Source organism: Wolbachia endosymbiont of Nasonia oneida, assembly GCF_009012935.1.
In the GTDB taxonomy this organism is placed as follows: Bacteria; Pseudomonadota; Alphaproteobacteria; order Rickettsiales; family Anaplasmataceae; genus Wolbachia; species Wolbachia pipientis.
Window position 1 is genome coordinate 35,809 of sequence record NZ_QESS01000003.1, and the last position, 11,465, is coordinate 47,273.

The following is an 11,465-nucleotide window of genomic DNA, read 5'->3' on the forward strand; positions in this document are numbered from 1 at the left end:
AGGTAACATTGTGGGTACAACTAAGATTAGTAAATTTCCATTCAATATAAAAGGTAAAGTGGCAAAACAACATGCCGAACCAATAATCGAAAAAAATCTCTATACTATTTTAGGATTCAAAGATATAGAAGATTTTGAAAATAAGACAAGTAAACTTGTTAATAAAAAAGTTTGGCAATCATTTGTTGACTGCTTTGCAAAAGAAATAGATTATGCAGCAACCGAAGAAGTTGTAAAAAACATCGTTTGTAACATTGCAAAGAGTGATCAAGGTAATGCTTTTACCAAAACTGAACATCTCATATTAAATGAAAAGCAAGATAATAAAAAGAGAGAAAAAGCAATTAGAAAAGCTATTAGTATTTTGAGAAAAATCAATCCAGAAAAAGCCTTTAATGAACTTTCAGTAATAAAAAAACAAGCTGAAGATTTTTTACAAACCGATTTTTGTAAAGCACAGAGTAAATCACTTCAAGGATTTGCTCCCTCTGGTGGACAGCTCTTTGCGGAAACTCTGAAATATATAGAAACACTAGAAAGATTATCCGAAGTAAAAAAAGAAGGGCTAGTTAGAGATTTCTTGTTAAATCATGTTAGTTTATTGAATAAAAAGTATCCTAAATCACAAGGTAAAAGGGAAGATGCTATAACAATACTATCAAGTGATGAGTTGAAGAATTTTTACAATAAAGGTGTAAAAGAAGGAATGTTACAACCAATGGCATCTTACAAAGGATGCAGAAACCTGTATGACAAAATGAACCAGATAAAAAATGAATCCAAAAGTATAATTAAAAGAGAAGAACGGGAAGAAAATTTAAAGAAAATAGATAAGTCGATAATCAGCGCAATTAATGACATAAAAAAACATAGAGAAGCAATCCTTAACTGTAAAGACTTTCAAAATTCTTACATAAAAGAGAAAAAAGAACATCCATTTAGAGGCAACGCATGTCAAAAAATGATTGATATATATCAAGAGAGAATTGTTGGATATCAGGAGAAAATTCGTCAAAACTTAAACCAAATAAAAGCGATATTAAAAAGTGCGCCGCAAGAAATGGATGATGTGGAAGAATTCGAGGAAATAATTGATGATATACATGAAGCAAAGCAGTGTGATGAAATTTTTAATTCAGCTTTAATTTGTTTATCGAACATACAGAATGAGCTAGATATTCAGCTGGAAAATCCTTCAACAGAACTCAGAGCTTCACACATTAACGTTAAAACTGAGCTAACTAGGTGTATGGTCCCAGAGAGTGATGGTATACTATCATCATCATTTAAGGAGTCATTATGGGACAGATATTACATGGGTGCGCCAAAACAACACAGACGATTCGTAGAGCAATACAAAATAGAAAAGAGAGCATAGCAAAACTCTCCAAGCATTATAACCTTAATCCAAAAACTATTATTAAGTGGAGAAAACGTTCATTTACGAAAGATGCTGATATGGGTCCAAAGCATCCAAGATCAACTGTTTTAACGCTAGAAGAGGAAGCTATAATAGTTACATTTCGCAAGTATACACTACTGCCACTAGATGATTGCCTTTACGCTCTGCAGTCTACAATTCCGCATTTGACTCGCTCTAGCTTGCATCGTTGTTTACAAAGACACAACATTAGCAGATTACCAGCTGTTGATGGAGAAGTTAAGTCAAAAAAGAAATTCAAACAATATCCTATCGGTTACTTTCATATTGATATTGCTGAAGTTAGAACTGAGGAGGGCAAATTACATTTGTTTGTTGCTATTGATAGGACATCCAAATTTACCTATGTTGAGTTGTGTAACAGTGCTACAAAACCCATAGCTGCTGAGTTCTTACGTAATTTGATTAGAATTTTACCGTATAAAATCCATACTATTTTGACAGATAACGGTATACAATTTACAAACCAGAAGCGTCATAAGTATGCTTTCCAACATATATTTGATAGAGTTTGCGAAGAGAATGTTATTGAACATCGTTTGACAAAAGTTAGCCATCCTTGGACGAATGGGCAAGTTGAGCGTATGAATAAAACTTTAAAGGATGCTACAGTTAAGAAGTATTACTATCAATCGCACCAGCAACTTAAAGAACACCTTTATAACTTTGTTATGGCTTATAATTATGCAAAGAGACTCAAAACTCTTAAGGGTCTTACTCCTTATGAATTTATATGTTATCAGTGGACACAGTCTCCAGAATTATTTATACTAAATCCACACCATCACACTCTGGGACCATACAACTAGGTTATAAGAACCAAATCTTTAGGATAATGAAAGCACTTTAATTCAAGACAGCTCTTAGTCTGTGTTTTAATTTGGTTGTGTTTTATTAAAAAAACTTTAAATTTATTTTATAATCGATACTCAAATATAATGACTCAAACTTGGGATTTGTTGCAAACAGGGCAAAAGGAAGGCTATAAAATTGCGTATACTAATGCTCGTATTATCGACCCGGAAACTAAACTTGATATAAAAGGTTCATTATTGACTGAAGGGGATAAAATTGTTGACTTTGGTAAATCATTATTTTCAACAAGTGGAGTTGATGAAACAATAGACTGTAAAGGGCTTGTTCTAATGCCAGGCCTTATTGACATTCACGTACATTTTCGTGAACCAGGCCAGGAACATAAAGAAACTATATATACAGGCAGCAAATCTGCAGCTGCGGGGGGAGTTACAACTGTAGTTTGTCAGCCAAACACTGTTCCAGCAATTGATAGCGTTATTTTGGCTAAATATTTGAAATATAGAGCACTTGAAACTTCACATGTAAACGTTGAATTTTACGCTAAAATCACCACTTCGGAAGAACACCTGACTGAAATGGCACTTTTAAAGGAAGCAGGTGCGGTTGGGTTCACCGATGATGGCATGCCAGTTATGAACCCAATGATTATGAGACAGGCGCTGCTTTATTCAAGTATGCTGAATGTTCCTATTGCTCAACATGCAGAAGATTTAAATTTATCTGCTGGTGGCGCAATCAACGAAGGTAAAATTTCTGAAGAATTGGGAGTAAAGGGGATCTTGAGTGCGTCAGAATCGGTTATGGTAAATCGTGATATACTGCTAATGAAGGATATGGAAAATGTGCACTACCATATTCTACATGTCTCTTCAAAAGATTCACTTGATGCTATTAAACGTGCAAAAGATTTGGGATTAAATGTTACGTGCGAAGTAACCCCTCATCACTTCACTTTGACTGAAGATATAGTAAAACAACATGGAGCAATTGCAAAAATGAATCCGCCGCTTCGCACTGAAGAAGATCGTTTAGCTATGGTTGAAGGTTTAAAGACAGGTGTGATTGATTGCATTGCAACTGATCACGCTCCGCATGATCGTAGTTCTAAAGATCTACCACTTGAAAATGCTGCATTTGGTATTGTTGGTCTTGAAACAATGCTGCCCCTTTCACTTGAACTCTATCACAGTGGGCAAATGGGTCTACTTGATGTGCTTGCAAAATTGACATATAAGCCTGCAGATATAATACACATACCACGTGGTCGTATACAAAAAAACCTTGCTGCAGACTTAATTTTAGTTGACCTCAATCATGAATGGGAAATTAAAACTGACAACTTTGCTAGTAAATCAAAGAATTCTCCTTTCGATGGTCGCAAAGTAAAAGGACACGTAGTACGTACTGTTGTGTCCGGCAAAACTATATACTCGCAGAAGAGTTAGTTATCATATCTTATCTATTCCAATTTGTTATCACCAGAATGGGCTAAGTGCACCTAAATTTAAATTAAGAAATCTTACACTGTCTCCGAATAAACACATCCTCTTATCTTTCCCTAATCTGTAAAGTTATTTTGTCTATCAATCTGATTCCAAAACAGCAAAATTATTGTATAATGTTACTTTGAAGTTTTATTTTCAATGCACAAGTTTGCAATACTTTTTTCTATACTGCTTGCAATAGTTGCTTACTACCTAAACAATGAAATCATATTTGAAATAGCAAAGCTATTTAGTGATATCTTTATCAGCTTGCTCAAATTAATAAGCTTACCTCTGGTTTTTTTATCCATAGTTTCCACAATTTCTGGGCTCAAAGACTCAATTGAAATCAAAGTCTTAGTTAAGAAAACACTATTTTATACTCTGCTTACAACTATTATAGCTGCGTTTGTTGCATTATCGTTTTATTTGTTAATAGATCCAGCAAGAAAAAATTTCATAAGTAATACAATAGGGAGTGTTAACAGCAATAACCACAGTTATTTTTCATATTTAAAATCACTCATTCCTTCGAATTTTGTGCAAGTTTTTCTTGAAAATAATATGATTGGTAGTATATTAATCGCTTTTTTGATGGGCGGAGCTATTATTTCACTTTCAAAAGAAAAGCAGGATATATTACATCAAATATTCTCTGCACTTTTTGATACGCTACTTAAAATTGCTCAGGGGTTACTAAAATTCATTCCGCTTGCTGTGTGGTCCTTTATCACATGTTTTTTGCATGAATTAAAAGGTGGTAGCGAGTTCTACAATCTTTTATGGTATTTTGTTTGCATAATGTCTGCAAATTTTGTGCAGGCATTTCTGATTTTACCGCTATTTATGTGGTATAAAGGCATATCACCAATTCAAACGCTGAAAGGGGTTATGCCAGCACTCACACTTGCGTTTTTTTCTAAATCATCCAGTGCAACATTGCCAACAACTATAGAATGTGTGCAGAACAAGCTAAAGGTGCCAAAGAAATTGTCGTCTTTTATTTTACCAATATGCACAACAATTAATATGAATGCATGTGCTGCATTTATACTAATCACTGTAATGTTTGTTGCAGAAATGAACGGATACGTATTTTCCTTAAGCGAAATGTTGATATGGATTTTTTTAGCTACAGGGGCTGCAATTGGTAACGCTGGAGTGCCGATGGGGTGCTATTTTATGGCAACCAGTTATCTCATGTCGATGAATGTTCCTCTGCATATTATGGGACTGATTTTGCCTATTTATACAATCATCGATATGTTTGAAACTGCAATAAATGTGTGGTCTGATGTTTGTATCACTCAGATAATTAATAAAGAATGTAATAGTGAAACTTAAAAAATGATATTAGACGAAAATAACCTAATAATAAAAGAATTTAAAGAAGCAGAAGCAATTTTGCATGGGCATTTTGTTTTATCATCCGGGCTGCATAGTGACACATACATACAGTGTGCGAAGATTTTTGAAAATCCAAGCAGAGCCATGAAAGTTTGCGCATTATTAGCAGATAAAATAAAAAAAGAATTAAATAGCTCCATAGATTTAATATTATCTCCTGCAATTGGTGGAATAATTGTGGGTTATGAGATTGGCAGGCAGCTTGGAATAAAGACAATGTTTTGCGAGCGCGTTAATGGCAAGTTTGAATTACGCCGTGGATTTGAAATTAAAAAAGGTGAAAAAATATTACTTATTGAGGATGTGATAACCACAGGTAAATCTTCGCTTGAAGCAGTGGAATGTGCAGAAGGGGAAGGAGGTAAAGTTGTTGCTGAAGCTTCTTTGATAAAGAGAAATAGTGAAACGAAACTGCCTTTTCCTGTCATATCTTTGATTGAACTGAACATCAAAAACTACAGCGAGGAAGAACTTCCAAGTGAATTAAAACAACTACCCATAAAAAAACCTGGGAGTAGAGAATATTTAACAAAGTAATCCTATAATATCTTGGAAGCACAGCACAGCTTTAGTTATTTACTCTAAGTGTATTTTATGTATACTTATTACTAAATTAATTTTGAAATGATAGAAAATGAACGAATTTAAATCGATCCGTAATATAGCAATAATCGCACACGTTGACCACGGTAAAACTACTTTGCTTGATAACATGTTAAAACAAAGTGGTACGTTCCGCGAGAATCAAGAAGTTCAAGAGCGAGTTATGGATAGTGGCGACCAAGAACGTGAGCGCGGAATTACAATACTTGCAAAGTGCACATCAATAATGTGGGGCGATGAAAAGATCAATATTATTGATACGCCAGGGCACGCGGACTTTGGTGGGGAAGTGGAAAGGGTATTGTGCATGGCAGATGGTGTGTTGCTGCTGGTTGATGCTGCAGAAGGTCCAATGCCACAAACAAAATTTGTGCTCTCAAAAGCACTAAAAGCAAATTTGAAGCCAATTGTGATAATCAATAAGGTTGATCGACCAGACAGCAGAATTGATGAAGTACTAAATGAAATATATGAGTTATTTTTTAACCTTGATGCAACTAACGAGCAGCTAGATTTTCCAGTGTTGTATGCTTCAGGTAGAAATGGTTGGTGTGCTAAGGAGCTTTCCGATGAAAGAAAAGATTTAAGCCCATTATTTTCAACGGTTATAGATTATATAAAACCTTCTGTTTATGATCAAAATGCCCCTTTTGCTATGTTAGTCACTCTACTTGAGTCTGATAAGTTTCTTGGCAGAATATTGACAGGAAAGGTTTATCAGGGCGTTGCAAAAGTCAATTCAGATCTTAAGGTGCTTGACCTCGATGGTAAAGTAATTGAACGAGGAAGATTAACTAAGTTGCTCTCATTTTCTGGCTTGAAACGTATTCCAGTAGAACAAGCTGTGGCGGGAGACATAATTGCAATTGCAGGACTTGAGGAAGCTTCGGTTTCAGATACTATAGCAGCACCAGAAGTTACAACTGCAGTAAGCTCAACTCCAGTTGATCCGCCGACAATGGCGATTACTCTGAGCGTTAATGATTCACCTTTTGCTGGGCAAGAAGGTACAAAGCTTACTTCAACTGCTATAAAGGATCGTTTATATGCGGAAGCAGAAACAAATGTTGCAATTACTGTGACTTTGGCACCAAGCGGTGAAGCGTTTGAAGTAGGCGGACGCGGTGAGTTGCAGCTTGGAGTGTTAATTGAAAATATGAGAAGGGAGGGTTTTGAGCTTTCGGTATCACGCCCTCGTGTGTTATTTAAAGAAGAAGGCGGTAAAAAACTTGAACCTATAGAGGAAGTAGTAATTGATGTAGATGATGAATATAGTGGAATCATCATGGAAAAACTCAGCTTCCGTAAAGGTGAAGTAACTGACATGAGACCTTCTGGTAATGGCAGGACAAGATTAACGTTTTTAGTGCCATCAAGAGGATTAATCGGTTATCAAGGAGAGTTTTTAACTGATTCTCGTGGCACAGGCATAATTAACCGTTTATTTCACAGTTATGCTCCACATAGAGGTCCAATTTCTGGAAGGCGCAATGGAGTTTTAATTTCTACAGATAAGGGTGAGGCTGTGGCATATGCAATTTTCAATTTGCAAGACAGGGGAATTATGTTTATTAAGCCACAGGATAAGGTATATTGTGGCATGGTTGTCGGCCAGCATAGCCGTGACAATGATTTGGAGATAAATGTGTTAAAGGGTAAGCAATTAACAAACGTAAGAGCTTCAGGTAGTGATGAAGCTATAAAGCTCACTCCACCAAAGATAATGACACTGGAGGATATGATAGCGTATATAGATGATGATGAATTGGTGGAAGTAACTCCAAAATCTATACGTTTACGCAAGAAATTCCTTGATCCAAATGAACGTAAGCGTGCAGGAAGGGCAAAGAATAAGGAGTAATCAGAGGTTGAACATTTGCGAAAAATAGTGTATAATTATTCGTCTCCTAATTGTATTTAATTATGGCCTTTTCGAAATTTCTCGATCCAAAAAACAATTTCGCGTTCAAGAGAATATTTGGCACTGAGAAAAATAAAGATATTCTCATTCACTTTCTCAATGATATATTGGGCTTCGCTGGCAAAGATGAAATAGAAGAAATAGAATTTCTCAGCACTATCATGGATGCTGAGATTGCCTCTAAAAAACAAAGTATTGTTGATGTTTTCTGTACTGATTCTGCTGGAACCCAGCTAATTATTGAAATGGTGCGACCTGAAAGTCTTCGGTCATATTGTTTAAAAGGAGAGGAATTCCTTCAGAAAGAAACTAAAAGAGTTCTAAAACTTATTAAACCAGATGTTTTGCCATCTGAGTCTACGCATCAGTGCGAATCGGGTAACCGGTTGGTGCCAAGCGATGCGGACAATGAACCTCCTCTTGAAAAAGAAGATGCTCAATCGTGAAAGGAGCATAAACTACAAGCATCATGTGGTTGGAGAGCTAGGCTTAGTGGTATGGTGAACGTAAGTGAAGCTTCATAAGTATCGTAACGATTAAAGAGCTAAAGATGCTGATAAGCTCCGACCAAAAGGTAATGTGACATTTTTCATTTCTGGATGTACGCAAATCACCGGTATAGAGAAGTCACCTAACCCACTGTTGTATGACAGAAGGAACAGGGTAAGCCTGTATTTCCGCCTATATGGCAAGCAAACCGCAAGGAACGCTGATGAAAATGCAGGTAAAGGATAATGGAGAAAGCGAATGCCATTTTGTAACGAAATGTATAGAATTTGTAACATTAATTCGCGTGAAAACGAGCAGATTTCCATTTGGTCCCTCGTGACAAGAAACTTTGTTAACCACTTGAGGTAGAGAAGCAGATGACCTTACCCACAGAAATGATGAAGAAATTAGGAATATTTTTTACAAAAAGGACAATACTAACAAAAGAACTTTATTCTATTTAGAATATAAAGTTACAATAAATTTTCCTGTCATCTCCAAATAAATTACATTAACTTAGTATTGTATATTGTTAATAACTTAAATAATACAACCATTTTCAGCAACAAAAACCAAAGGTCTTGAGATACAAGATATTTGTATGGTTACTATGATAGTTCCTTTTTTAAGAAAGTTTTAAATTTCATACCTAACAATAAACAACTTTAGGTTTAAATTTATGAAATCAGTTGTTATATACATCAGCAAATACGAATTTAACTGGTGTTATGGACTTAAATAAATTTACCGAAAAAGCAAAAAGTCTAATTCAAAGTGCTCAAATGAAAGCGTTGGGAGCTGGGCATCAGATTTTTATGCCTGAGCATTTACTAAAAGTGATGCTTGAAGATGAATCAGGTTTAGTTCAGGATTTGATAAACGCTTGTGGTGGAAGTGTGCAAAGTATTTCTGATGCTGTGGATAGCGCAATAAAAAAGTTGCCAGTAATTGAAGGTCCAGGAAGTGGTGGCCTTCAACTTTCAAGAGAAATAGCAAAAGTTTTTGAAGATTCAATTGGTATTGCAAGAAGAAATAAAGATTCATTTGTTGCTGTTGAGCGTTTACTACAGGGCCTCACTGCACAAAAAGATGATACTGTAGGCAAAATTCTGGCAGAGAATGGTGTGACTCTACAAAAACTGAACTCAGTTATTGCAGAAATGAGACAAGGCAGCAGTGCAGACTCGCCAAACAGTGAGGAAAAATTAAACGCGGCAAAGAAATATACAAAAGATGTTACAGAGCTTGCTATGCAAGGAAAGCTTGATCCTGTAATTGGTCGTGATGAAGAGATCAGAAGAACTATGCAGGTATCACTGAGGCGGACAAAAAATAATCCAGTGCTGATCGGTGAACCTGGTGTTGGAAAAACTGCAATAGTTGAGGGGCTTGCAAATAGAATTGTTGCAAACGATGTGCCACTTGGTTTGCATGATGCAAAGGTCTTAGCTTTGGATCTTGGAGCACTAATTGCTGGCACTAAGTTTAGAGGAGAGTTTGAGGAAAGGTTAAAAGCAGTGATTAATGAGATTTCGAGAGCGGAGGGAAAAATTATATTATTCATCGATGAATTGCACACTTTAGTTGGAGCAGGAGCAACAAGTGGTGCAATGGATGCCTCGAATCTGCTGAAGCCTGCTCTTGCGCGTGGAGAAATTCGCTGTATAGGAGCCACAACTTTAGATGAATATCGTCAGCATATAGAAAAAGATCCTGCACTTGCAAGGCGTTTTCAGCCTGTGTTTATTTCTCAACTAACTGAAACTGATACCATTTCAATACTCAGGGGTTTGAAGGAAAGATATGAGGTGCATCATGGTATAAGAATTACAGACGGTGCAATAATTGCTGCTGCAACGTTGTCCAATAGATATATAACAGATAGGTTTTTACCTGATAAAGCAATTGATTTGATTGATGAAGCAGCAAGTAGGGTGAGAATTGAAATGGATAGCAAGCCTGAAGTTATTGATGAACTTGAGAGAAAGGTTATACAGCTAAAGATTGAAGCAGAGGCTTTAAAAAAAGAAAGTGATGAAAATTCTAAACAGCGTTTAAAAAAGATAAATGAAGAGATCGAAAATCTAAACAGTAAATTTGCTGACTTGAACAGCAAATGGCAGATGGAAAAGAATAAAATAGCTAGAATACAAGAAACAGCCGAAAAATTAGATAACGCTAGAAAAGAGCTGGAATTGGCTCAGCGGAGTGGAAATTTAGGAAAAGCAGGAGAGCTGATGTATGGTGTGATCCCTCAGCTTGAGAATGAATTAAAAAATCAGGAAAAGGTTACTGATAGTTTCTTAAAGAAAGAAGTGACTGGAGATGATATTGCAAACATTGTTTCAAAGTGGACGGGAATTCCAGTTGATAATATGATGCATAGTGAAAAGGAAAAACTCCTTAACATGGAGAATGAAATAGGAAGAAGAGTAATAGGGCAGAAAGATGCAATAGAAGCGATAAGTAATGCAGTTAGGCGCTCCCGCTCTGGGGTGCAAGATACCAACAGGCCTTTTGGTTCATTTTTATTTTTAGGTCCAACTGGAGTTGGTAAAACTGAACTTGCGAAAGCCTTAGCTGAATTTCTGTTTGACGATCAATCAGCGCTTCTGCGTTTTGATATGTCAGAATATATGGAAAAACATTCTGTTTCAAAGTTAATTGGCGCGCCTCCAGGGTATGTTGGCTATGAACAAGGTGGCAGATTAACTGAAGCAGTGAGGAGAAGACCATATCAGGTAATCTTATTTGATGAGATAGAAAAGGCAAATCCAGATATATTTAATCTATTGCTGCAAATCTTGGATGAGGGGAGACTCACTGATAGTCATGGCAAATTGATTGATTTTCGCAATACCATACTGATTTTAACTTCTAATCTTGGTGCTGAGATAATGCTAAAGGGGATTGCTGAGTCTGTAAAAGATGAGGTAATGCAGATAATTAAATCAACATTTCGTCCAGAATTTTTAAACAGACTGGATGAAATTATTATATTTCACAGTTTAACCAGAAATGACATCTATAAAATTATAGATGTTCAATTTTCTTATTTACAAAAAACACTTGCTAAGCGTAAACTGAGTATAAGTTTGTCGCAGGAAGCTAAAGAACTAATAGCACAAACTGGCTATGACCCTGAATATGGAGCAAGGCCCCTAAAAAGGGTGATACAAGAGTGTATTCAAAATAATTTAGCTAAATTAGTTTTATCGGGGAAAGTAGTAGAAAATGATGAACTAATAGTGTACGCTCTTGATAATGAAATCTTAGTTAAAAAGGTTTAAGTTCACTGTGT

The 11,465-nt window shown here is 35.9% G+C and carries 7 protein-coding genes and 1 pseudogene; all 8 read left to right on the forward strand.

Annotation, left to right across the window (positions count from 1 at the left end):
* The first annotated feature begins 10 nt into the window (after positions 1-10).
* Positions 11-1,378, forward strand: coding sequence for a hypothetical protein (locus DEF52_RS02095; RefSeq protein WP_237357329.1), 1,368 nt, complete (start codon positions 11-13; stop codon positions 1,376-1,378).
* Positions 1,300-2,250 (forward strand): IS481 family transposase, encoded by a 951-nt coding sequence (locus DEF52_RS02100; RefSeq protein ID WP_151807726.1) that lies wholly within the window; start codon positions 1,300-1,302, stop codon positions 2,248-2,250. Before DEF52_RS02095 ends, DEF52_RS02100 begins: the two co-directional genes overlap by 79 nt.
* 129 nt (positions 2,251-2,379) lie before the next feature.
* Positions 2,380-3,705 carry a dihydroorotase gene (locus tag DEF52_RS02105; RefSeq protein ID WP_151807727.1) on the forward strand — a complete coding sequence of 442 codons (1,326 nt, stop codon included), beginning with the start codon at positions 2,380-2,382 and terminating at the stop codon, positions 3,703-3,705.
* Positions 3,706-3,903: 198 nt separating this feature from the next.
* Positions 3,904-5,088, forward strand: a complete 1,185-nt coding sequence (locus tag DEF52_RS02110) for a dicarboxylate/amino acid:cation symporter (RefSeq protein WP_151807728.1) — start codon at positions 3,904-3,906, stop codon at positions 5,086-5,088.
* A gap of 3 nt (positions 5,089-5,091) precedes the next feature.
* Positions 5,092-5,688, forward strand: coding sequence for an orotate phosphoribosyltransferase (gene pyrE / locus DEF52_RS02115; RefSeq protein ID WP_151807729.1), 597 nt, complete (start codon positions 5,092-5,094; stop codon positions 5,686-5,688).
* Between the two features lie 97 nt (positions 5,689-5,785).
* The gene (gene typA, locus DEF52_RS02120) at positions 5,786-7,615 is read left to right on the forward strand and encodes a translational GTPase TypA (RefSeq protein WP_151807730.1); all 1,830 of its coding nucleotides are present in this window, start codon (positions 5,786-5,788) and stop codon (positions 7,613-7,615) included.
* A 62-nt stretch (positions 7,616-7,677) separates the two neighbouring features.
* Positions 7,678-7,923, forward strand: a pseudogene (locus DEF52_RS06805) (PD-(D/E)XK nuclease family transposase); the annotation flags it as partial.
* 969 nt (positions 7,924-8,892) lie between these two features.
* A complete protein-coding gene (clpB, locus tag DEF52_RS02135; RefSeq protein ID WP_151807731.1) occupies positions 8,893-11,454 on the forward strand; it encodes an ATP-dependent chaperone ClpB in 2,562 nt (853 codons plus the stop codon).
* Positions 11,455-11,465: the final 11 nt, after the last annotated feature.

Bases quoted from the DNA above. Each gene is read 5' to 3' on its own strand.
- DEF52_RS02100 (WP_151807726.1), top strand. From the start codon at position 1,300: ATGGGACAGATATTACATGGGTGCGCCAAAACAACACAGACGATTCGT.
- DEF52_RS02105 (WP_151807727.1), top strand. From the start codon at position 2,380: ATGACTCAAACTTGGGATTTGTTGCAAACAGGGCAAAAGGAAGGCTAT.
- DEF52_RS02110 (WP_151807728.1), top strand. From the start codon at position 3,904: ATGCACAAGTTTGCAATACTTTTTTCTATACTGCTTGCAATAGTTGCT.
- pyrE (WP_151807729.1), top strand. From the start codon at position 5,092: ATGATATTAGACGAAAATAACCTAATAATAAAAGAATTTAAAGAAGCA.
- typA (WP_151807730.1), top strand. From the start codon at position 5,786: ATGAACGAATTTAAATCGATCCGTAATATAGCAATAATCGCACACGTT.
- clpB (WP_151807731.1), top strand. From the start codon at position 8,893: ATGGACTTAAATAAATTTACCGAAAAAGCAAAAAGTCTAATTCAAAGT.